Raw genomic sequence first — 21,419 nt, forward strand, 5'->3', positions numbered from 1 at the left:
TCGCTCCGGTAGTGACAATGGCCTCTCATGTCGTATAGAGGCCCGGCAAAATCAAGGGAATGAGATGTCCCAGACCTCATACGTCATCGACGAAATGATCTCCGCGAAAGCGATTGCTGCGCGGATCGAAGCGCTGGCGCACGAGATCGAGCGCGATTTCGCGGGCACCGACAAGCTCGTGGTGGTGGGCCTCTTACGCGGCTCCTTCGTGTTCATCGCGGATCTCGCGCGCGAGCTATCCCTTCCCGTCGAGGTCGACTTCCTTGAGGTCTCGTCTTACGGAAACTCGATGGAGAGCAGTCGAGAAGTACGCATTCTCAAGGACTTGCGGACCGGAATTGAAGGTCGCGACGTGCTTGTCGTGGAGGACATCGTCGACACCGGCTACACGCTCAGCCACGTCATCAAGCTTCTCGAAAGCCGCAATCCGCGCAAGCTCCGCACGATCGCGCTTCTCGACAAACCCTCGCGGCGCGAAGTCGAGGTCAAGGCCGATTGGATCGGTTTCGAGATCCCGGACGAATTCGTGGTCGGCTACGGCATCGACTACGCGCAACGCGACCGCAACCTCGGCCATATTGGCAAGGTGCGGTTCGTCGAAGGCTAGGCCCGTGCGATTCCTGATGCGGATGCGCCTTTGGGCGCAGAGGCCGAAGAGCGCGGCGCAGGTCAAGATCATGCTGGGCATTCTCGCCGCCTGCTTCGCACTCTATTCGGTGGAGCGGTGGATCGGCTGGCCCGACGCGCTGACCGCGGGCCGCTACGCGCCGCCCGCCAGGGTCGCCGATTGACCCTCTAGTAGACCATGCCTTCATGCAGCGGCCGGTTCTCGCGTATCCGCTCCCATCCAAGAGGCGCAAGGTCGAGACTGCGATAGCCGCCGCACTGGATCCATTCGGCGATCCCGCGCCCGGCGGCCGGTGCGTGTTGAACGCCGTGACCCGAAAACCCCGTGCAGAACAGGAGGTTCGGGAACACGTCATGCGGGCCGATGATCGCGTTCTGATCGAGCGTGTTCATCTCGTAATGCCCCGCCCAGGCCCGGTCGAGCCGCAGCTTTTCCATCGCCGGAATGCGGTGGGCGATATGCGGCCAAAGCGCTTCGAGAAAAAGATCGTGGTCCGGCTCGAAATCGTCCGGCGCATGAGTGTCCCGTTCGGGCGGCGGCTGGATACCCGCGATGAACCCCTGGCCTTCGGGACGGAGCCAGAAACCCGAGATATCGAAGACGAGCGGCATCCCCTCGTTCCTCAGAGGGGCGCGGAACGCAAAGCCCGTGCGCTTCTTGTGAGCGACGGGCAGCGCGACCCCGAGATCGGCAACCAGGGGCGCGGATAGGGCACCCGCAGCCAGAACGCACCAATCGCAGGGCAGCCGCGTGCCGTCAGCCAAGGCAACACCCGTGACCGCTCCGTCCCGCCCCTCGATGCTCCGCGCCTCGCCGCGCAGGTAGGACACGCCGCCCTCTCGCGCACGGGCCCGCGCCTCGCTCAACATGGCCCAGGGGTCGAACCATCCTTCACCGCTGAGCCCGATCGTACCGCCGGCGAGATCGTCGGCGTTCAGCAATTCAAAGCGCTTTGAGAGGTCCGAGCGGTCCAGCACCGCGACATTCGCGCCAGACGCGTTTTGCATGTCCGCCAGCCGCGTGCGCGTCTCCATCCCTGCCGCATCCGACAGAACGAGATATCCCTGCTCGCGCAAGGCCATCTCTGATCCTATACCGCGCAGGTAGTCCGCGCCGTAAAGCGACATCTCCACGAGGAGCGGCGTGTCGAACTGCGTGCGGATCCCGGCGGCGGACAGCGCCGTGGAGGCCCGCTCATAGCTCGGATCTCGTTCGACCACCGTGATCTCGCCGGGAAAGCCCTGCTCCACGAGAAACCGGGCGACCATGCTGCCCATGGCCGCCCCGCCCAGGATGACCACACGCTCTGGCATCAAAGCGCTTTGGATATGGGGCCGGCCAAGGTCATTCCGGGACAGGCACCGTATAATTCAGCACCATGCGCCCACCGTCCGGGTAGATCGTCTGCCCGACGACGTAGGACGCATCCGGCCCGCAAAGGAACGCGGCGACCGAGGCGACCTCGGAGGGCTCCCCGCAGCGGCCCGCGGGCGTGCGCGACAGGATGGTCTGCCGCGCCGCGTCCGATTGCATGACCGACTGGCGCACCATGTCTGTCAGGATCGTGCCGGGACCGATCGCATTGACGCGGATGCCGTGTGGAATGAGGCCCACGGCCATGACCGCGGTCAGCTGCTTCATCCCGCCCTTGGAGCAGGCATAGGCGACGGTGTTCGGGATCGCGAGCTCGGCATTGACCGAGGACATGTTGACGATGGCCCCGCCGTCGCCCTGGTCGATCATCTGCCGCGCGACGGCCTGACCCAGCAGGAAGGGCGCCTTGAGGTTCACCGCAAGCGTTTTGTCGAAACCGTCTTCCGGGAAGTCGACGAAATCGGCTTGAACGATCATGCCCGCGTTGTTGATGAGCACATCGCAGCGCCCGAACGCCTCGACGCAGCTGGCAACGATAGCCGCCGCGCTGTCGGCGTTCAGGCTGGCAAGATCGACCACATGCGCGACGGCCCGATCGCCGAGCCGGTCCGCCGCTGCAAGCAAGGCCTCTTCCTTGATATCGACCAGCATGACCCGGTCGCCATCGGCGATGAAGCGCTCGGCGCAGGCAAGGCCGAGGCCTTGCGCGGCCCCTGTGACGATAACGGCGCGATCTGTCTGACGCATGTCCTGCTCCTTCTCGAGTTCGGGACGGAGTGTGACAGCACGGGCGCCGGACGCAAGGCGTCTCAAAGCGATTTGGGCATGCCTCAAAGCGCTTCGATGTGGACGCCCGCAGGAGGCAGCGTGCCGATCTCGGTCGCGACATCGGTGGCATTGTGGTTGAACCAGAATCTCTCCGCCCCCGTCTCACGGATACGGACGCCTTCGGGCAAAACGCGCGTGTCGATCCCGGCGCGCGGGGCGAGATCCGCAATGAGCCGGTCAAGCGCGGCATCATCGCCCAAGCCGCCCATATACGTGATGGAACCTGCGCGCTGCGCGACGATCTGGCCATTCTCGGTCTGAAGAACCGGTTCGGCACTGCCTTCGAGCTCTTCGAGATACCCGACGATCCGACCGCCACCGTTCAGCAAGACCGGCATGTCGGGCCGCAGGCTCTCTACCCGGCTGACCGTTACATCGAGACCGGGAAAAGCGGGCGGCAGGGGAATGGGGATGGAGAATTCGCCATCGCGCGCGGCGCTGCGGGGACCGATCAGGAGTTCGGCGCCGCTTGCCGCAAGCCGTGCTTTGAGATCCTCGGGCATGTGCATGAGGCCCGGCGCGAGGATCAGGCGGTAGCCGTCCAAAGCGCTTTGGGAAGCGACGATATCGACCGATAGCCCCGCCCGGCGCAGCGCCCGGTAATGATCGAGGACCAGCCCGAAATACGAAAGCCCTGCCCCGTGCGGTTGCACGTCCCAGGCCCAGGCCGCGTCGTAGTCGAAAAGAAGGGCAACCTCTGCCTGGCGCGGCGCGACGTCAGGTCGCTCAGCCAGCTCTTTCGCCACCTCGCACGCCTCGCCCATCGCTGGCGCATCGGCGCTGTCGGGCCGCAAAAGACCGCTATGCATCTGTTCTTGCGCGAAGGGCGCCTGCCGCCAGCGGAAATAACACACCGCCTCCGCCCCGTGCGCGAAAGCCTCCCAGGTCCAGAGGCGCACCATGCCCGGTAAGGGCGCGGGGTTGTAAGGCGCCCAGTTCACCGGGCCCGGTTGCTGCTCCATCACCCACCAGCGTCCGCGCCCGACCGCACGGTATAGGTCGTGGTGGAAGGCCTGGAAGTCCGGATCGCCCTGGCGCATGTAACGGCGCTGGATCTCTGGCGAAGCGCCTGCACGGTCTTCCAGAAACCCCAACGGATAGGAATCCCAGCTTGAGATATCGAGGTCCGCGCCGACGGCGAAATGGTCGAAGGCGATCTCGCGGCCCATGTAATTATGCGCGATGGGCGCGTCCGAATGAGCTCGGATGATTTCGGTTTGCGCGCGGTTGAAGGCCACCACCTGATCGGACGAGAACCGCCGGAACGCGAGCGCATGGGCCGGGTTCGGTTCGGTCACGGTCAGGTTCGGCAGATCGATCTCGTCGAATGCGTCATACTCCATCGACCAGAAGACGTTGCCCCAGGCACGGTTCAGCGCGCTCGGCGATTGATAGCGCTGCGCGAGCCAGTCTCGAAATGCCTGCCGCGCCGCGTCCGAGTAGGAGATCACCGTATCGTGGCAGCCATATTCGTTGTCGGTCTGCCAAGCGGCAACATGCGGGTTTCGGCCATAGCGCTCTGCCATACGCGTCACGATGCGGCGGCATTCCTCGAGGGAGCCTTGATGCGAAAAGCAGTAATGGCGGCGAGATCCAAAGCGCCTTGGACGTCCCTCTGCATCGACGGCGAGCATGTCGGGATGTTTCGAGAGCATCCAGCGCGGCGGTGTCGCGGTGGGTGTGCCGAGAACGACCTTGAGACCGGCCGCGCCCAAGATGTCGATCGCCTCGTCGAGCCACTGCCAGTCGAACTGGCCCGGCTGCGGCTCGATCCGTTTCCAGGCGAACTCGCCGATCCGCACCCAGGTCAGGCCCGCCTCCGCCATGCGGCGGGCGTCCTCCTCCCAGATCTCCCGCGGCCAATGTTCGGGGTAGTAGCAAGTGCCGAGCGTGCGACGCATGGAGCCTCTCAAAGCGGTTTGGATATCAGGCGGGAAGCGCGTCCCACGCAGAGACGATGCCGGCCGCACGGGTGGCGACATCCTCGGCCGAAGCGCCGGGAGTATAGATGCCGGTGCCGATGCCGAAGCCGGTGACGCCCGCGCTGCGCCAGGCGGAAAAGTTGTCCGGACCGACGCCGCCGACCGCGAAGGTCGGCACCTCGCGTGGCAGGACGGCCGACAGCGCCTTCAGGCCGTCCGTGCCGAGCTTGAAGGCGGGAAAGATCTTGAGCCCGTCCGCCCCGGCACGGATCGCGGCGAAGCATTCGCTCGCGGTGAATACGCCGGGATAGGACAGCATGCCGGCGTCCTTCGTGGCCGCGATGACCTCGGGATTGCAATCGGGCGAGACGACCATGCGCGCGCCGATCGCCGCCAGACGATCCACGTCGGCAGGATCGAGGACCGTGCCCGCGCCGATCGTCGCCTCGCTGCCCAGCGCGTCCACCATGCGCGCGATGCTGTCGAAGGGCTCGGGCGAATTGAGCGGCACTTCGATCCGGTCGATCCCTGCCTCCAGAAGCGCGCGAGCGACCGGAACGGCATCTTCGGGGCTGATACCGCGCAGGATGGCGATGATATCGCGGCTCATGTGGCCGTCTCCTTCATGTCTGCGCGGGCGGCGACAAGGCCAGCAAGCGTGACCGCTTCGGAGTCAAGACGCTCGACCGCCGCGCCCTGCGCGCTCAAAGCGCTTTCATAGGCGCGCGACAGATCGCTCGCCCCGGCCAGAATGATGGGCTGGCCGAGCCAGTACGGCCGCGCGCCCGCGAGCTCGAGCCCGATCAAGAGGCCGGAAAGCCGCGAGGCGGCGCGCGCGCCATCGAGACCGCGCAGCAATCCCTCGGCCCGGAGCCCGAAGAGATGGCCCGCGACACTGCCCGGCCGCGACATGGCGTCCGAGACGGCTTCGGAGAAGGCCTCCCCGTCCCAGCCCTCGCCAATGGAATGACGCAGAACCGAATTTGCCGAGAGAAGTGCGTAAAGCTCGCCCGTCATGAAGGTGCGAAAGCTCACCACCTCGCGCGCCGAGACCTGCACCCACTTGGTATGCGTGCCCGGCAGGCAGATTGTGCCGTCGAAGCCCGGGTTGGCAAGGAAGATGCCGCGCAGCTGGGTCTCCTCGCCCCGCATCACGTCGGCGGGCTGCTCCTGCTTCAGACCCGGCAGAATCCGCACGTCGAGGCGCGGATCGTGCACCAGCGCGCGCGTGGCCGCGGAAAGCTGGGGCGGCGCGGAGGGAACGCTGCGATACGGCGCTTCGGCCCAGCCCTGCCGCGAGCCGGCCATCCCGCAGACGATCACGGTGACGGGCCCGTTTCCGATCGCATCGCCGACGAGATCCAGAAGCGCGGGCTCGAACCCGTCGCGGGACAGCGCGTTCATGCCCCGGTCCGAGCTGCGCTTGTCCAGAATCGTGCCATCGGCCGCCATCAGCCAGGCGCGCAGGTTCGACGTGCCCCAATCGACCGCGATCCAGTCAAGTCCGTCCATCATCCGGTCACCACGACGCCGCCATCGACCACAAGCGCCTGCCCGGTCATCATTCGGCTCGCATCCGAGGCGAGAAACAGCATCGGGTTGACGATATCCGACGGGCCGAGATGCTCTTTCAGGCACTGCTTGGCGAGATGCGCCTCGAGCGCTTCGGGCTTGGCCCATTTGTCGAGCTGCTTCTGCGTCAGCACCCAGCCCGGCGCCAGCGCGTTGACCGCGATATTGTCGGGGCCAAATTCCCGCGCAAGGCTGCGGGTCATCCCGTTGATGCCGGAATTCGCGGTCGTGTAGGCGGGGTAGTCGGAATTGCCCATCATGTAGCTGATCGAGGTGAAATTCACGATACGCCCGCCACCGGCGGCCCGCATGCCGGGGATCACCGCCTGGCAGGCGAAAAAATAGGCCTTGAGATTGATCGCCTGCGCCCAGTCCCAGAAGTCTTCCGTGACCTCTTCGGTCTGGTGGCGCTGGTCGTTTGCGGCGTTGTTCACGAGAACGCGGATGGGGCCATGCGCGTCCGCGGCCCGGTCAATCGCGGCACGCAGGGCGGGAATGTCGGTGATGTCGCATTGAATGAAGAGCGGGCGATTGCCGGTTTCCTCTTCCATTTGGTCGACGAAGGCGCTGGCATCGGAACGGCCGACGAAGGCGACCTTCGCCCCTTGACGGAGCAGCCCTTCGGTGAGCGCCGCCCCGATGCCGGAGCCGCCGCCGGTGAGAAAGACGGACGCGCCGGCGAGATCGGGATAGGTGGGAATTTCGGTCATCAGTGGCTCTCCCGTGTGACTGGCCGTGTGTCCTTGCCGACGAGAAAGTCGAGATCGGCCCCTTGGTCGGCCTGAAGAACGTGGTCGATATAAAGCTTGGCGTATCCACGCGTGTAGCGGGGCGGTTCAGGGGTCCAATCCGCGCGGCGCGTGGCCAGTTCCGCCGCGTCCACCAAGAGCTCGAGGATGCCGTCCTTGGCGCTGACCCGGATGCGATCGCCGGTTTTAACGAGGCCAAGCGGCCCGCCTGCCTGCGTCTCGGGGCTGACATGCAGGATAACGGTACCGAAGGCGGTACCCGACATCCGCGCATCGGAGACGCGTATCATGTCGCGCACGCCCTCCTTCACGAGCTTGGCAGGGATCGGCATGTTTCCGACCTCGGCCATGCCCGGATAGCCCTTGGGTCCGCAGCCCTTGAGGACCAGGATCGTCTCGGGCGTGACCGGAAGATCGTCCCTGTCGATATTGGCTTTCAGCTCCTCGATATTCTCGAAGACATAGGCCTCGCCCTCGTGCTCCAGGAGATGGTCCGACGCGGCGGAGGGTTTCACGATGGCCCCGTCCGGCGCGAGATTGCCGCGCAGGACACGCAAGCCGGCGGCGGGCTTCACCGGCGCATCGAAGGCGTGGATCACATCGCGGTCATGGCATTCCGCGCCGTCCGCATAGACCGAGATATCGCCGCCGAGGACGGTTTTCGCCGGTGCGAGAAGCCCCTGTCCTGCGAGTTCCGACAGGATCACCGGCATCCCGCCCGCGTAGCAGAAATCCTCCATCAGGTACGTGCCTGACGGCATGCAATTGGCGAGCAGCGGCACATCGGTGCCGTCTTCGAAGTCCTTCAGTGTCAGGTCGACACCGACCCGGCCCGCGATGGCGAGAAGATGCACGACCGCGTTCGTCGACCCGCCGACCGCCGCGTTGGCGCGGATCGCATTCAGGAACGCCTCCTTGGTCAGGATGTCCGAGGGTTTGAGATCCTCGTCCACCATCTCGACGATGCGCTTGCCGGTCAGATGCGCCAGCGCCTTGCGACGGGCATCGACCGCTGGCAGCGCGGCGTTGGTGGGAAGGCAAAGGCCCATCGCCTCGCAGAGCGAGGCCATCGTCGAGGCCGTGCCCATCGTCATGCAGACGCCGACCGAGCGCGACATGCCCGACTCGGCGGCCATGAAATCCTGCAAGGTCATCTCGCCCGCGCGCACCGCTTCGGAGAATTTCCACACATCGGTGCCGGAGCCGACTTCGCGGCCCTTCCACTTGCCGTTCAGCATCGGGCCCGAGGAGACGACGATGGAGGGCAGATCGACCGAGGCCGCGCCCATGATCTGACCCGGCGTGGTCTTGTCGCAGCCACCCAAAAGCACGACCCCGTCGATCCCGTAGGCCCGGATCGATTCCTCCACATCCATCGACAGAAGGTTGCGGAACAGCATCGCGGTCGGCTTCATCTGCGTCTCGCCGAGGCTCATCACGGGGAACTCGACGGGGAAGCCGCCCGCCTCCCAGACACCGCGTTTGACCGCCTCGGCAAGATCGCGCAGGCCGGCGTTGCAGGGCGTCAGCTCCGACCATGTGTTGCAGATGCCGATGACGGGGCGGCCATCGAAGGCGTGATCGGGAAAGCCCTGGTTCTTCATCCAGGAGCGGTGAATGAACCCGTCCTTGTCGAGCTTGCCGTACCAGGCGGCGGAGCGTCGTGTCTTTGTCATCATGTCGTTCCTTCAGGCCGCTTTCGGCATCCGCGCGAAGGCCGGCAGCATGTCGCCATGCGCGGTCAGAAGATCGCTCACGAGCGCCCGGATCTGGCGCAGATCGAGCTCGGCCGCCGTGTGCGGATCCATCATCGCGGCGTGGTAGATGTGTTCGACGTTCTCGTCGCTCAGCGCGCGGACCACAAGCTCCTGCACGTTGATCTGGCTCCGCATTACCGCGACGAGCTGCGGCGGGATATCGTCGACCACCGTGGGCTGCACGCCGTTCGCGTCGACCATGCAGGGCACCTCGACCGCCGCGCCCATCGGCAATTGCGGCGCCTGACCCCGGTTGGGCAGGTTGCCATAGATCGGGAACGGCGCATCGGTCACGACCGCGTTGATGATCTCGGCAGCGAACTCGTGGCTCTTCTCGAAGCTGATTTCGCCCGCGTCTCGGTAAGAGGCGGCCTGCGCGGACCAATCGGCCATCTGCTCCACGCAGCGCTTGGGGTATTCGTCGAGCGGGATCTGAAATGTCTCGATCAGATCCTCCCGGCCGGACTTGATGAACCACGGCACGTATTCGGCCAGATGCTCGGAGCTTTCGGTGCAGAAATAGCCCAGGTGCTCCATCACCTCGTAGCGCACCTTGTTCTGGCAGCGCGGCATCAGAAGCGGCGGCTTCGGAAGCCGGCCCGCGCGGTAGCCCTCGCCAAGGCGCGGATAGAGACTTTCGCCCCCGTGGGTGAGCTCGAGGAAGAATGCGACGTGATTCACGCCCGCGACACGGTAGCGGATCTCGTCTTTCGGCAGATCGAGGTCATGGGCCAGCTCTTCGACCGTGTTCTGCACGGAGTGACACAATCCCACCTGCTTGAGGTTCGGAAATCGTTCGGCCAGCGCCCAGGTGTTGATCGCCATCGGGTTCACGTATTGCAAAAGCAGCGCACCCGGACACAGCTCGGCCATGTCGGCGGCCACCGCCCAGAGATGCGGCACCGTGCGAAGGCCCCGCATGATCCCGCCAACGCCGAGGGTGTCGGCGATGGTCTGGCGCAGCCCGTAGCGCTTGGGGATGTCGAAATCGATGACGGTCGAGGGCTCGTAACCGCCGATCTGGAAGGCGGTGACGACGAAATCCGCGCCATCGAGCGCTTGGCGGCGGTCGAGCGTCGTCTCCACATGTGCCCTCCGGCCCGATGCGGCGATGAGCTTTCTCGCAACGAGCGCCGATTCCTCGAGACGGTGCGCGTCGATATCCATCAGTGCGAAGGTCACCCCTTCGAGCGCGGGGAAATGCAGGCAATCCCCGATGATGTTCTTCATGAAGATGGTCGAACCGGCGCCGATAAAGGCAATGCGCGTCATGGGTAGTCCTTATTTCACGGCTCCGAGCGTCAGCCCGGCGATGAAGTGGCGCTGCATGAGGAAGAACATCGCCACAGGCGGCAGTGCCGCGACGATGCTGCCCGCGCTCATCAGGTGGTAGGCGGCGCGATATTGCGCGTTGAACGAGGTGATGCCGGCGGTGACGGGCTGGCTTTCCGCGCCTTGCGTCAGGACCACCGCCCAGAAGTAGTCGTTCCAGATGAAGGTGAAGACGAGCACCGACAGCGCCGCGATGGCAGGCTTCATCAGGGGCAGGACGATGAACCAGAAGATCCGCCATTCGGCGACGCCCTCGACCCGCGCGGCCTCGATCAACTCGAAGGGCAACGCGCGGATGAAGTTCCGCATGAACAGCGTGCAGAACCCCGTCTGGAAGGCGATGTGAAAGAGAACGAGCCCCGTCTTGGTGTTGTAGAGGCCAAGATCCAGCGTCAGGTCACGGACCGGCACCATCAGGATCTGGAACGGCACGAAGTTGCCAGCGACGAACATGAAAAAGATCCAGAGATTGCCGCGGAACTTGTAGACGCCAAGGGCAAAGCCCGTCATCGCCGAGAGCGCCACCGCCCCGATCACCGTGGGCACGGTGATGAGGACCGAATTCATCAGGTAGCGCGGCATATCGCTCTCGAAGAAGACCTTGCCGTAATTGGCGAAGCCTTCGAACTCCGCGGGCCAGCCCCAGTAATTGCCGCTGGTGAAATCGGTGTCCGGTTTGATCGAGAAGATCGCGACCGCGATCAGCGGCGCAAGCCACAGAAGAAGCGCCACCGGAATGAGCGACTGGTAGGTGATCTGCGTGGCGCGCGGCTGGGTTTCGATGGGTCTTGGAAACATCGCTCAGTGCCCCCGTTCCTGCCGCCACATCGACCACAGGAAGTAGGCGATGAAGACCAGCATGATGAGGAACAGAACGACCGCGATCGCCGCGCCGTAGCCCATGCGGAAGCCGTATTCGGAAAGCGCCTTCTCGAACATGTAGAAGGACAGAACGCGGGTGGAGCCGAAGGGGCCGCCATTGGTCATGATCGAGATGAGATCGAAGGAACGCAACGCGCCGATGATCGTGACCACAAAGGCGATGAAGGTCGCGGGGCGCAGCTGCGGCAGGATCACGTGCCAGAGCATCCGCAAGCCCTTGGCCCCGTCGAGACGCGCGGCCTCGATCTGTTCGGGGTCCACGGCGTTGAGACCGGTGAGATAGAGGATCATGCAATAGGCGATCTGCGGCCAGAGGCCCGCGATGATGACGCCATAGGTGGCGAGCGTCGGATCACCGAGCACGTTGATCGGCGAGATACCGATGCCTTCGAGAAGCGTGTTCAGAAGCCCGAAGGTCGGATCGTAGAACCAGGTGAAGACGAGGCCCACGACCACCTGGGAGATCACGAAGGGAAAGAAGAAGAGCGATTTGTAGATGCGGATACCCGCGACCGTCTGGTTGAGAAAGAGCGCGATGAACAGCCCGCCCGGAATTGCCAGAAGGTAGAGGACCAGCCATTTGAGGTTGTTCCAGAGCGAGACCTCGAAAGCGCGGTCGGTCGAAAGCTCCTGGTAATTGGCAAGGCCGACGAATTCCGGCTCGCCCAGACCGTCCCAGCGGAAGAAACTGATCTGGAAGCTCTGCAGGATCGGCAGGATCACGTAGGCGATGAAGAAGATCGCGCCGGGCAGAAGGAACAGAAGCGGCGCGAGCGTCATCCGGTTGCGCCGGATCCAGCCCGGCCCGCCCTCGTCGGCATGCGTGTCTGGCAGCGTTGCGGTGGTCATCCGCCTCTCCTCACGGGGGGTCAGCCTTTGGGCGGGGCGCGCGGGTAACCCGCGCACCCCCGAAGGATCAGTAGATCCGCTGGCGCGCCTGCTCGAGGCGGCCGAGGATATCCTCGAGGTTGTCCGGGAACACCATGAATTCCTGGAACCCCTCCATCGCGACCGAGGCCATCTCGGCCGGTGCGTCACGGTCGAAGAACTGCGCGATGCCGCCCGGCGCGTTCGAGGACAGCATCTCGAACCCCTGGTTCAGCATCTCGTCATCGTCGACCGAGCTTTGCGAATTGACCGGAAGCTGACCCAGCCCGTCGCCCGAGTTGATCTGCGTCTGGTTCTCGGCGGACACGACGAAGCGCAGGAATTCGCGCGCCGCTTCCTTGTTCTCGGCCCCGGACGGGATGTGGAACGTGTCGGTCGGCGCGTCTTCGGCCAGCTCCACGTCCGGGTTGATCGCAGGGAACTGGTAGAAGTCGAGCTGGTCGTCCGAAAGGCCCGCCTCGCGCATCGGCGCGACAGCGAAGTTGCCCATGAGGTAGGCTGCGGCCTCGCCGTTCACCATGAAGGGCAGCGCCTCTTGCCAGCTGTAGGATTGGTGGTTGTCGATGAACGCGCCCATGTCGATCAGTTCGCGCCAGTTGGCAAAGGTCTGGCGCACGCGCTCGTCGGTCCATTCCACCTCACCTTGCGTGAGCTGCATATGGAAGTCGTAACCATTGGTCCGCATGTTCAGATAGTCGAACCAGCCGGCAGCGGTCCAAAGGAACTTGGTTCCGACGGTAAAGCACTTCACGCCTGAATCGAGCATCGTCTGGCAGTTCGACTTGAAGGTTTCCCAGTCCTGCGGCTCTTCGAGGCCGAGCTCTTCGTAGATGTCCTCGCGGTAGTAGACGCCCCACTGATAGTAGGTGTAGGGCACGCCCCATTGCTTGCCGTCCAAGGTCAGCGCGCCCTTCGTGGAGGCGAGATTGTCGGCGATCTCGGGCTCGGCCCAAAGATCGGAGACGTCCTCGAACAGCCCCGCATCGACATAGGGCGCCATGCGGTTCGCAGCGTACCAGTTGGCGACATCCGGCGGGTTCGCGGTCAGGAAGTTGCGAATCTGGGTCTTGTAGGCTTCGCGGTCGATGATCGTGAGTTCGATCTCGAGATCGGGATGCATCTCACCGAACCGCGCCGCCATGTCCTCCATCACGGCGCGCGGAGCGGGGTTCGACATATCCGAGAAAATGGTGAGCGTGCCCGACAGCTCGCTGTCCTGGGCATGGACCGCGCCTGCGGCCAGCGACAGCGCGGCCGCCGCGGTGAGTGTCGTCCTGAGCATGAAGTCCTCCCTTGAGCTTCAGGGACTAGGTTCCATTATTTGAAACTTTAGTCCAACTATTGAAACTATGCGCGAAGCCTCGTAAGAATGTCAACACGTCCCGCGACGGGACGCCGGGGAGGAGGCCCTGCAAGATGAACGACATGGGCACGCGCAGCGGCGATGGCACTGTGGGAAAGGCGCTCGACGTGCTGGACCAGGTCGCGGGACATGGTCGCCCGATGCGGTTCGCCGAAGTGCTTGCGGCATCGCCCCTGCCCAAGGCCACGCTCTACCGTCTGCTGCAAACGCTTGTGAACCAGGGCATGCTGCGTCTCGACGCCGAGACCGGCGCCTATTCGCCGGGGCTGAGGCTCGTGCGGCTGGCGCACATGGCCTGGGCCCGGTCCTCGCTCGCACCCATCGCGCGGCCCTTTCTCGACGAGCTCTCCAAGGATGTCTGCGAGACGATCCACCTCGCGCAGCTCGACCGGGGTCAGGTGCTCTATGTGGACAAGCGCAATGCGCGCCAGCCGATCGAGATGTTCTCGGGCGCGGGCAAGGTCGGGCCGGGATATTGCACCGGCGTCGGCAAGGCGATGCTGGCCCATCTGCCCGATGACGAGCGCGCGGCCGCCCTGCCCCTCCAGGCCTTCCACGCCCATACGGGCCACACGATCACCAGCGCCGAGGCGCTCGAGGCCGAGCTCGCGGAAATTCGCGCCGCCGGTATCGCCTTCGACCGCGAAGAGCACGAGCCCGGCATCATCTGCATCGCCGCCCCGATCCTGTCGCCCGGCGGCCGTGTCATGGGCGCGCTTTCGATCACCACCTCCACCGACCGGCGCAGCCTAGAGGATCTGGCGACGCTGAAACCCCGCATGATCGCGACCGCCGCGCGAATCGCCGAGGCCGCCTCGGCCTGGCAATTCCCCGACCGGACCGAGACCTGACAGGAAAGGAGACCGCCATGAGCGGCGTCACGCTTGAAAAGGCCGTCAAGAAATACGGCGAAGTGCAGGTCATTCACGGGCTGGACCTCGAGATCGCGGAGGGCGAGTTCTGCGTCTTCGTCGGCCCCTCGGGCTGCGGCAAGTCCACGCTGTTGCGGATGATCGCCGGGCTTGAGGAGACGAGCGGCGGCAAGATCCATATCGGCGCGCGGGACGTGACCCGCGTCGATCCCTCGGACCGGGGTGTCGCGATGGTGTTCCAGACCTACGCGCTCTATCCGCACATGACCGTCGAGGAAAACATGGGCTTCGGGCTGCGGATGACCGGCCATCCCAAGGCCGAGATCCGTGAAAAAGTGAGCGAGGCCGCGCGTATCCTCAAGCTCGAGGATTACCTCAAGCGTAAGCCAAAGGCGCTTTCGGGCGGGCAGCGCCAGCGCGTCGCCATCGGCCGCGCCATCGTGCGCGGGCCCGAGGTATTCCTTTTCGACGAGCCGCTCTCCAACCTCGATGCGGAGCTGCGCGTCGACATGCGGGTGGAGATCGCGCGCCTGCACAAGGAGATCGGCGCGACGATGATCTATGTCACGCACGACCAGGTCGAGGCGATGACGCTCGCCGACAAGATCGTGGTGCTGCGCGCAGGGCATATCGAGCAGGTCGGCAGCCCGATGCATCTTTACAACGACCCCGACAACCGCTTCGTCGCGGGGTTCATCGGCTCGCCCTCGATGAACTTTCTCGAAGGCACCGTGAGCGGCGGAAAGGTTCATTGCCCGCTCTTGGGCGAGACGGCGATAGACGCCCATGTCGCCCTGCCCTCCGAAGGCTCCCGCGTGCTGGTGGGGCTTCGTCCGCAAGTTCTGTCGGTGGAGGAAGGACCCTCGCCTCTCAAGCTCGATATCCGAGAGCGCTTGGGCGGGGTCGCCTATGACTACCTCGTCGACGGCAAGGACGCCCGGATCGTGGTGGAGACCCGCGCGGACGAAGAAATCCCGGAAGGCACCGAGGTGCGGCTGGTCTTCGATCCAGCCGACGCGATGTTCTTCGATGGCGAAACCGAGGCGCGGCTGCGCTAGCGGGCGAGCCCCTCGAACCAGTCGAGCGCCATCGGCGCCCAGCCCGGCGGAATGCCGTGCCCTCCATCGTAGAGCGCGAAGTCGAGCCGTCCGGCTTCGCAGGCCGTCCAGCTTTTGCGCCAATAGGTCTCGTCGGCCGAGAAATCGTTCGCCTGCAGACGGCAGCCATTGGTCTCGCGCCAGATCCGCATCGCGTCCCAGACATCGCCCTGCACGACCGCGCCATCGGCCTGTGGGCTGTCGCCCCTGAGAAGCCGCCCTTCGAGCGGCACTGTCCCATCGCGCCAGCCATGCGTGTGGAGGAGCGCCACCGGCCCTGCGCATTCCGCCGGGTGCGGCCGCCAAAAACTGCCCGCGACGGGCGCATAGGCCATGAACGCCCCTGGCGTGGCGCAGGCAAGATACGAGACCATCGAGCCGCCGATGGAAAAGCCCGCCAGCAGCATCGCATCCGCGTCGAGGTCGAACCGCGCCGCCGCGTCGTCCCGCACCTCGGCGAGGAAGGCCACCTCGTCGCGGGGACCGGGCCGTTCGGGCTGGAAACCCCAGGTGCGCCCGTTCCGCCCCTCTCGCGGCACACCGTCGGGTGCGATCACCGCGTAGCCCCGCGAGGTCGCCTCCTCGATGATGCCGCGCATGGTCAGCGTGCCTTCGCCGCTCGATCCCCAGCCATGCAGGAAGACGAGCGCAGGCGCGCCGACGGCATCTTCGGGAAGTTCGATGTGATAGGTGCCGCCCTCGGTCTCGCACGGCCCCTCCGCGGTGCCGCAAGCGGCATGGAGGCTTGCGGGAAGCAGGCAGATGGCGAGGATCGCGAAAGAGCGCAGCATGACGAGTCCCCGATCAGGTCCAGCAGCCGAAACATTCCGGCTGCTGGAGAAGGTAGAGCGGCGCCTTTACTCGGACAGCGGCGCAGCGGAGGAGAATTGCGGGATCGTGTTGCCCGACGCGCCATCGGGCTCGATGCCCGGCCAGTTGCCCTCGGCCAGATCGATGTTTCCGGGAATGTCCTCCTCCCAGAAGCTCACCACGTTCTCGGTTATGTTGAGGTAAAGCTCGCCGTCCACGATCCGCCATAGATACGGATTTCCCGGCACCTTACCGCCCTTCGCAACGCCGTAGGCACAATGCCCGTCGTATTGCGGCAAGAAGGCTTCGGGGTCAGCAAGGAACCTCTCGCGATTCTCCTCTGACGAGAAGGCGAAGGTCGCTCCGTTATGCTCGGCCGTGAGGCTCGCGCGTCCGGGAACCGGGTCGGGCTGCGCCTCGCCCACAGCGCTCTGCGGCAGGTCGAAATAGGCCACGACGTCGTAACCGGAGACGGCAAAGCCGGTTTCGTCGACATATTGCTCACCGGCGAACGCGGTCGCTGGCAGGAGGGCCGCAAAGGCCAAGGCTAAGGATGTCATGCGCATCAAATCATCTTTCCTGTTGGGTCGATGATCCGATGGTGCACCCGAAGCTGCCCCTGCGTCAGCCCGCCTCCGCGCTTCGTGAGGATACGTGCGCGGCGCCGGGCGATTGTTACAGGAAAGGGCCTTTTTTACTCGGCGGCGATCAATACGGGCTCTTCTTCGGCGAGCGCAGATTTCAGACGGGCGCGCTCCGCACGGGCACGGGTCTGCACGCGCGGCTCGCGGAGCGAGAGCGGCGTCTCAAGTCGCAGCGCCGCAACGCCAAGCTCGTCGACCTTGAGCGAGGACGCCCAGGACAGAACCGGCGCGAGAGCGAGGCTGGTCGCCACCGGGAGAAGCCAGAGCGACAAAAGCCCCGCGGCCATCCCGTAGACCATGCCCGCACCGAGCACTGTCTCTAGCCAGTGGAAGCGCAGCACCGTCGACCAGTCGTAATGCGTTGTGCCGCGCGATTGCGGAGTCCAGGCGTTCGGTTTGCCCAGAAGCGCGCGCATGACGGCTTGCGTCTGCTGCACCATGAGGATCGGCGCATAGAGGATCGCGAGCCCGATTTCGACGGCGGTCGTCGCCACGAAACGTCCGGTGCCGCCATAGAGCTTCACCACGCCCCGCGAGGCTGCCAGAAGTCCGGCGGCGACGATCTTAGGCAGAAGCAGCATCGTGTAGATGAAGACAAGGAACCACACACCGTCGATCTGGCTGACCTGCGGCCAGACGGGGTGGAAGGGGTTCGAGGGCGAGAAGTAGCTCACCGGATCCTTCGTCAGCGGCAGAAACGCCGACCAGACGACGAGAAGCACGAACCAAGCGGGCGAAAGAAGATAGGCGAACGCCCCCTGCAAGAGATGAAAGCGCGAGATCGGGTGGAAACCGCGCGCACCCAGGATACGCAGATGCTGCAGGTTGCCCTGGCACCAGCGCCGGTCCCGGATGACGTAATCGATGAGAGAAGATGGCGTCTCCTCGAACGAGCCGCCCAGCCGCGGCAGGAAGCGGACGGCCCAGCCCGCGCGGCGCAACATCCCGGCTTCGACGAAATCGTGGCTCAGGATGAGCTGATCCTGACCGCCTCGCCCTTTCAGATGCGGAAGCTGCGCGCTGTCTGCGAAGGCACGGGTGCGGATGATGGCATTGTGCCCCCAGTAATTGCCTTCGCTCTGCGACCAGAGGGCAAGTCCTTCGGCCAGAAGCCAACCATAGACCGAGGTTGCGAATTGCTGCATCCGGCCGAAAAGCGTTTCGGCGGAGATAAGGACCGGGAAAGATTGAATGAGGCCGGCGCTTGGATCGCGCGACAAGGCGTCCGAAAGCTGACGGATGCCCGCACCCGTCATCAGGCTGTCCGCGTCAAGGACGATCATCGCATCCCAAGCGGCTCCGTATTCGGTGATCCACCCGTTGATATTGCCGACCTTCTTGTCGGTGTTGACTTCGCGCCGGCGGTAGAAGACGGGAATCTCACGGCCGATTTCGGCGCGCAGGTGACGGATGGCGCGCGCCTCGTCCTCGGCGATCTGAGGATCCTGCGTGTCCGAAAGAATGAAGAAGGCGTAATCGTCGGACCGGCGCCCTTGCTCGAGTTCCCGCCGCATGGCCGCGACGTTGCCCATCACGTCGGAGGGATTCTCGTTATAGACGGGGACCAGAAGCGCGATCCGCTGAGCCGCACCGCGTGCCCGCCGCTCGGCCCGCTTGCCGAGGATGAGCCGCAGGACAGCGAGCAGAACCGCCGACACCGACAGCGACACCCATACGAAGGTGAGACCGATCAGGAGGGTGACAAGCCCTTCCTGGAACGTGAACCCGGTCAGACCGAACCAGTTCACGATCCCGACGACCAGAGACAGCGTGATCAGGAGCGCCGGACCGAACGCCCCGACACGCCAAGCGATATCGCGCATCGTCCAGCGTCCGGGATGACGCTCCGGCGTCGGGCACGTCCCGAAGCTCTGCTTTCGCATCGCCAAAGGCGTGCGCGGAGGCATCATTGACGCGTAGTCGCTGTTCATTCCGTCCATCGGTAGAGCCAGACCTCAGAGAGGGGAGCATTGGGAGTTCTGAGCTGCGCACGCATCTCGCTCACCTCCGCATCACCCGGTTGAAACTTGAAACCAAGCCTCAAACCGCCTGTCTCGGGGTTTCGTTCCACGATCGGGGCGACGATCTCCCCCTGGGAGGCCCTGACCAGCGGAATAATGCTGTCCGGGTCGGTAAGTGCCCCATTTTCAGGCGCAAAATCGATGGTGAAGCGCAAACCGCCGCCACGATCGTCACCCGCCCGCGTGTTCAGAACGCGCAGACCCTTGCCGTATTCGGCCCGCGAACTCCACGTCATGTTGTAGGAAAAAGCGCGCGACTGGCCGGACTCGAGCGGGGTGCGTGGTCGCCAATAGGCGACGATATTGTCATAGATTTCGTCATCGGTCGGGATCTCGACAAGCGTCACCTCGCCCACGCCCCACCCCTCGCCGGGTTTGATCCAAAGCGAAGGGCGACGGTGATAGAGCGCCTGAAGATCCGCGAAATCCTCGAAGTTCCGGGCCCGCTGCATGAGGCCGAAACCGCGCGGGTTCTCGTCCTGGAAACCGCTGACCTGAAGCGTTCTGGGGTTCGCGAGCGGCCGCCAGATCGTCTCGCCGCCGCCACTCAACATCAAGAGCCCGTCGGAATCGTGGACCGCGGAGCGGAAATCCGAAAAGCGGTGCCGGTTCGTCTCGTCGAACTGGAACATGCTGGTGAGCGCGCCGATGCCGAAATGCGTCAGGCGATCGCGGGCGAAGATTTCGGCCTCGACCCGCATCTCGAGCGCATCTCCGGGCTGGATGGTGAACTTGTAGGCGCCGGTCGCCGACGGGCTGTCGAGCAGCGCATGGATGATGATCTCGTCCGATCCGGCCGCGGGGCGTTCGAGCCAGAAGCGCCGGAACTCGGGGAATTCCTCTCCCGACGACTCTGCGGTGTCGATGGCAAGGCCACGCGCGGATATCCCGTAGATCTGCCCCGCGCCGATGCCGCGGAAATAGCTCGCGCCCTGGAAGACCGCGAATTCGGTGAAGATGCCTTGCTGTTCGAGCTCGGCGCGCAGGCGAAAGCCCGAATAGCCGAGCGTCTCGTCGACCGGCAGGTCGGGGAATTGATCGGTCTTGTCGAAGACATCGAGCGAGAACAGAACCGGGCGCGCTTCCTGGCCCTCGATCACGTCGATGCGGATCGGTGTCGGGAAATAGAGGCCGGGCGCGAAGACATCCACGCGGACCGGCGTATCCTCGACATTTTCCCAGAGCGCGTTGCGAGGATCGAACCAGATCGACCGGTATTGATCGTAGCTGAGGTCGGTCCAGGCATCGGGGATGCGCTGCGGCTCGGAATAGGGCTGCGCGGCAAGATCGGCGGCCAAAGTGCGAACATCGCTTTCGGAGAAGGGCGCGGGATCGCCAAGTTGAAGACCGGGTTCACCGGCCTCCGGCGCGGGTGCCGCCCCTTCCCCGTCCTGAGCCACGGCGCGCGTCGCCAAAAGCCCCATCAATCCTGCAAGTACGTCTCGTCTCAGCATTGTCATCTCACTTCTTGCGCCGCCAGGGCTCGGCCTTGAACCAGCCGACGCCGTAGGCCGTTGCCGCCAGGATGGCGATACCGGCCGCGTTGATCGCGAACATGGAGACCGCATCGCGCGATACAAGGTCGAGGGCGACCCCCATGAGGCGAGCGAGGAACATCGACGTGATGAAAACGGCGAGCGATTGCTGACCGACCTTCATGATAACGGCGAGAACCCGCCGCCAGATCTCGGGCCCGATACCGGGGCGGCCCGAGGGCTGCAACCGTGCGCCGCGCGCACCAGCCGCAACCCAGGCAAGATAGGCGAGCGAGAGGAAATGCACGTAACGCAGAAAGCCGAAATCGGTCTTCGCGATCAACAGGGCGTAATCGGAGCGCCACTCGCGGATGAGCGGCACTTCGCCGATGATCCGGAACCAGGCGAAGGGCACGATGGTCAGCACGATCACCGCCGCCAGGATCACGAGGCGTCGGTCGACCGGCGGCGCGGGCAGCCAGCCCGACATGAAGGCGAAGCCCGTGAAGAAGATGAGCTGCCAGCCGAAGGGATTGAAGAACCACTCGCGGTCCGACCACGGCTCCGCCGGGAAGGCCAGGACGTTTGCCTGCGCCAGAAGCCAGAGCGTGAGGATGAAGAGCGCGGCGAGCCCGCGATGCACGTTCGCCAGTGCGACGACGACGGGCATCATCGCAAGGATCACGAGGTACATCGGCAGGATGTCGAAATAGTTCGGCACGTAGGTCAGCGTCATCAGGCCGACGAGGTTTGTCTCGGTGCTCTTGAAGAACGGGTGGAGATTGAGCTGGCCGACATAGTCGCGCTCGAAAAGGCCAGAGGCATTGAGCGCGGCCATCGTCACGGCGATGGCGAAGAAGAGCCCGATATGCGCCCAGTAGACCTGCCAGCACCGAAACGCGACGCGCGCCGCGCCCATGAGCCAGCTCTGGTCCCGGAATACTTTTCCGAAGGCAATGGCCGAGGCCATGCCCGAGCAGAAGACGAAGATCTCGGTCGCGTCGGAAAACCCGAACCGCGCGGGGATCCAGAGACCCCAAGCATTTCCGGGGACATGGGCGATGAGGATGATGAACATCGCGATGCCTCGGAAGAAGTCGAGGCGAGGATCGCGGCTTGTTATTGTCCGCGCGCCAAGCGCGGTGGTGGTGCGGGGCGGTTCGGTCGTCTGGGCCGTCACGGGCATCTCGGCATTGGTCATAACC

20 protein-coding genes are annotated in these 21,419 nt (G+C 64.7%); 4 read left to right on the forward strand and 16 right to left on the reverse strand.

The genetic code is table 11. The annotated features are described in order from the left end of the window. Positions 1 to 64: 64 nt before the first annotated feature. Both hpt and BM171_RS06030 read left to right on the forward strand, forming a co-directional pair. Positions 65 to 607 carry a hypoxanthine phosphoribosyltransferase gene (hpt, locus tag BM171_RS06025; protein WP_093009931.1) on the forward strand — a complete coding sequence of 181 codons (543 nt, stop codon included), beginning with the start codon at positions 65 to 67 and terminating at the stop codon, positions 605 to 607. A gap of 4 nt (positions 608 to 611) precedes the next feature. Beyond that, positions 612 to 791, forward strand: coding sequence for a hypothetical protein (locus BM171_RS06030; RefSeq protein ID WP_093009932.1), 180 nt, complete (start codon positions 612 to 614; stop codon positions 789 to 791). A gap of 4 nt (positions 792 to 795) precedes the next feature. Here BM171_RS06030 and BM171_RS06035 read toward each other — a convergent pair whose 3' ends face one another. The 11 genes from BM171_RS06035 to BM171_RS06085 all read right to left on the reverse strand — a co-directional run bounded on the left by BM171_RS06035 (position 796) and on the right by BM171_RS06085 (position 13,214). After that, a complete protein-coding gene (locus tag BM171_RS06035; RefSeq protein WP_093009933.1) occupies positions 796 to 1,941 on the reverse strand; it encodes an NAD(P)/FAD-dependent oxidoreductase in 1,146 nt (381 codons plus the stop codon). 31 nt (positions 1,942 to 1,972) lie between these two features. Beyond that, positions 1,973 to 2,749: an SDR family NAD(P)-dependent oxidoreductase gene (locus BM171_RS06040; RefSeq protein ID WP_093009934.1), complete on the reverse strand. Its 777-nt coding sequence runs from the start codon at positions 2,747 to 2,749 to the stop codon at positions 1,973 to 1,975. Positions 2,750 to 2,832: 83 nt separating this feature from the next. Beyond that, entirely contained in the window at positions 2,833 to 4,731 is a 1,899-nt protein-coding gene (locus tag BM171_RS06045; RefSeq protein WP_093009935.1) for a beta-galactosidase, read from the reverse strand. A gap of 25 nt (positions 4,732 to 4,756) precedes the next feature. Beyond that, positions 4,757 to 5,362 (reverse strand): 2-dehydro-3-deoxy-6-phosphogalactonate aldolase, encoded by a 606-nt coding sequence (locus tag BM171_RS06050; protein WP_093009936.1) that lies wholly within the window; start codon positions 5,360 to 5,362, stop codon positions 4,757 to 4,759. Beyond that, on the reverse strand, positions 5,359 to 6,264 hold the full coding sequence (locus BM171_RS06055) for a 2-dehydro-3-deoxygalactonokinase (RefSeq protein WP_425438940.1): 906 nt from the start codon (positions 6,262 to 6,264) through the stop codon (positions 5,359 to 5,361). Before BM171_RS06055 ends, BM171_RS06050 begins: the two co-directional genes overlap by 4 nt. After that, positions 6,264 to 7,034, reverse strand: coding sequence for an SDR family NAD(P)-dependent oxidoreductase (locus BM171_RS06060; protein WP_093009938.1), 771 nt, complete (start codon positions 7,032 to 7,034; stop codon positions 6,264 to 6,266). Before BM171_RS06060 ends, BM171_RS06055 begins: the two co-directional genes overlap by 1 nt. Further along, a complete protein-coding gene (locus tag BM171_RS06065; RefSeq protein WP_093010111.1) occupies positions 7,034 to 8,749 on the reverse strand; it encodes an IlvD/Edd family dehydratase in 1,716 nt (571 codons plus the stop codon). Before BM171_RS06065 ends, BM171_RS06060 begins: the two co-directional genes overlap by 1 nt. A gap of 12 nt (positions 8,750 to 8,761) precedes the next feature. Continuing rightward, positions 8,762 to 10,102 carry an alpha-glucosidase/alpha-galactosidase gene (melA, locus tag BM171_RS06070; RefSeq protein ID WP_093009939.1) on the reverse strand — a complete coding sequence of 447 codons (1,341 nt, stop codon included), beginning with the start codon at positions 10,100 to 10,102 and terminating at the stop codon, positions 8,762 to 8,764. A gap of 9 nt (positions 10,103 to 10,111) precedes the next feature. Further along, positions 10,112 to 10,960 carry a carbohydrate ABC transporter permease gene (locus tag BM171_RS06075; protein ID WP_093009940.1) on the reverse strand — a complete coding sequence of 283 codons (849 nt, stop codon included), beginning with the start codon at positions 10,958 to 10,960 and terminating at the stop codon, positions 10,112 to 10,114. Positions 10,961 to 10,963: 3 nt separating this feature from the next. Beyond that, a complete protein-coding gene (locus BM171_RS06080) occupies positions 10,964 to 11,893 on the reverse strand; it encodes a carbohydrate ABC transporter permease (protein ID WP_093009941.1) in 930 nt (309 codons plus the stop codon). A 67-nt stretch (positions 11,894 to 11,960) separates the two neighbouring features. Continuing rightward, entirely contained in the window at positions 11,961 to 13,214 is a 1,254-nt protein-coding gene (locus tag BM171_RS06085) for an ABC transporter substrate-binding protein (protein WP_093009942.1), read from the reverse strand. 143 nt (positions 13,215 to 13,357) lie between these two features. On the opposite strand from BM171_RS06085, the gene BM171_RS06090 reads away from it, so the two are divergent. Further along, positions 13,358 to 14,146: an IclR family transcriptional regulator gene (locus BM171_RS06090; RefSeq protein ID WP_093010112.1), complete on the forward strand. Its 789-nt coding sequence runs from the start codon at positions 13,358 to 13,360 to the stop codon at positions 14,144 to 14,146. A 17-nt stretch (positions 14,147 to 14,163) separates the two neighbouring features. Further along, complete coding sequence (locus BM171_RS06095) at positions 14,164 to 15,225, forward strand: ABC transporter ATP-binding protein (RefSeq protein WP_093009943.1); 1,062 nt, start codon at positions 14,164 to 14,166, stop codon at positions 15,223 to 15,225. Here the strand turns inward: BM171_RS06095 and BM171_RS06100 are convergent. The 5 genes from BM171_RS06100 to BM171_RS06120 all read right to left on the reverse strand — a co-directional run bounded on the left by BM171_RS06100 (position 15,222) and on the right by BM171_RS06120 (position 21,415). Beyond that, positions 15,222 to 16,055, reverse strand: a complete 834-nt coding sequence (locus BM171_RS06100) for a CE1 family esterase (protein WP_093009944.1) — start codon at positions 16,053 to 16,055, stop codon at positions 15,222 to 15,224. The two genes, BM171_RS06095 and BM171_RS06100, sit on opposite strands and share 4 nt — an antisense overlap. Before the next feature lie 66 nt (positions 16,056 to 16,121). Further along, entirely contained in the window at positions 16,122 to 16,640 is a 519-nt protein-coding gene (locus BM171_RS06105) for a YHS domain-containing (seleno)protein (protein WP_093009945.1), read from the reverse strand. A gap of 128 nt (positions 16,641 to 16,768) precedes the next feature. Further along, positions 16,769 to 18,658, reverse strand: coding sequence for a glucans biosynthesis glucosyltransferase MdoH (gene mdoH, locus BM171_RS06110; protein ID WP_342741989.1), 1,890 nt, complete (start codon positions 18,656 to 18,658; stop codon positions 16,769 to 16,771). Next, positions 18,646 to 20,193, reverse strand: coding sequence for an OpgD/OpgG family glucan biosynthesis protein (locus tag BM171_RS06115; RefSeq protein ID WP_093010113.1), 1,548 nt, complete (start codon positions 20,191 to 20,193; stop codon positions 18,646 to 18,648). The genes mdoH and BM171_RS06115 overlap by 13 nt, the downstream gene beginning before the upstream one ends. Positions 20,194 to 20,200: 7 nt before the next feature. After that, positions 20,201 to 21,415: an OpgC family protein gene (locus BM171_RS06120; protein WP_093009947.1), complete on the reverse strand. Its 1,215-nt coding sequence runs from the start codon at positions 21,413 to 21,415 to the stop codon at positions 20,201 to 20,203. Positions 21,416 to 21,419: the final 4 nt, after the last annotated feature.

The organism is Roseivivax halotolerans (assembly GCF_900115815.1).
Classification (GTDB): Bacteria; Pseudomonadota; Alphaproteobacteria; order Rhodobacterales; family Rhodobacteraceae; genus Roseivivax; species Roseivivax halotolerans.

Coding starts and splice junctions, on each gene's coding strand:
- hpt (WP_093009931.1), top strand. CDS start 65: ATGTCCCAGACCTCATACGTCATCGACGAAATGATCTCCGCGAAAGCG.
- BM171_RS06035 (WP_093009933.1), bottom strand. CDS start 1,941: ATGCCAGAGCGTGTGGTCATCCTGGGCGGGGCGGCCATGGGCAGCATG.
- BM171_RS06040 (WP_093009934.1), bottom strand. CDS start 2,749: ATGCGTCAGACAGATCGCGCCGTTATCGTCACAGGGGCCGCGCAAGGC.
- BM171_RS06045 (WP_093009935.1), bottom strand. CDS start 4,731: ATGCGTCGCACGCTCGGCACTTGCTACTACCCCGAACATTGGCCGCGG.
- BM171_RS06050 (WP_093009936.1), bottom strand. CDS start 5,362: ATGAGCCGCGATATCATCGCCATCCTGCGCGGTATCAGCCCCGAAGAT.
- BM171_RS06055 (WP_425438940.1), bottom strand. CDS start 6,264: ATGGACGGACTTGACTGGATCGCGGTCGATTGGGGCACGTCGAACCTG.
- BM171_RS06060 (WP_093009938.1), bottom strand. CDS start 7,034: ATGACCGAAATTCCCACCTATCCCGATCTCGCCGGCGCGTCCGTCTTT.
- BM171_RS06065 (WP_093010111.1), bottom strand. CDS start 8,749: ATGACAAAGACACGACGCTCCGCCGCCTGGTACGGCAAGCTCGACAAG.
- melA (WP_093009939.1), bottom strand. CDS start 10,102: ATGACGCGCATTGCCTTTATCGGCGCCGGTTCGACCATCTTCATGAAG.
- BM171_RS06075 (WP_093009940.1), bottom strand. CDS start 10,960: ATGTTTCCAAGACCCATCGAAACCCAGCCGCGCGCCACGCAGATCACC.
- BM171_RS06080 (WP_093009941.1), bottom strand. CDS start 11,893: ATGACCACCGCAACGCTGCCAGACACGCATGCCGACGAGGGCGGGCCG.
- BM171_RS06085 (WP_093009942.1), bottom strand. CDS start 13,214: ATGCTCAGGACGACACTCACCGCGGCGGCCGCGCTGTCGCTGGCCGCA.
- BM171_RS06090 (WP_093010112.1), top strand. CDS start 13,358: ATGGGCACGCGCAGCGGCGATGGCACTGTGGGAAAGGCGCTCGACGTG.
- BM171_RS06095 (WP_093009943.1), top strand. CDS start 14,164: ATGAGCGGCGTCACGCTTGAAAAGGCCGTCAAGAAATACGGCGAAGTG.
- BM171_RS06100 (WP_093009944.1), bottom strand. CDS start 16,055: ATGCTGCGCTCTTTCGCGATCCTCGCCATCTGCCTGCTTCCCGCAAGC.
- BM171_RS06105 (WP_093009945.1), bottom strand. CDS start 16,640: ATGCGCATGACATCCTTAGCCTTGGCCTTTGCGGCCCTCCTGCCAGCG.
- mdoH (WP_342741989.1), bottom strand. CDS start 18,658: ATGGACGGAATGAACAGCGACTACGCGTCAATGATGCCTCCGCGCACG.
- BM171_RS06115 (WP_093010113.1), bottom strand. CDS start 20,193: ATGCTGAGACGAGACGTACTTGCAGGATTGATGGGGCTTTTGGCGACG.
- BM171_RS06120 (WP_093009947.1), bottom strand. CDS start 21,415: ATGACCAATGCCGAGATGCCCGTGACGGCCCAGACGACCGAACCGCCC.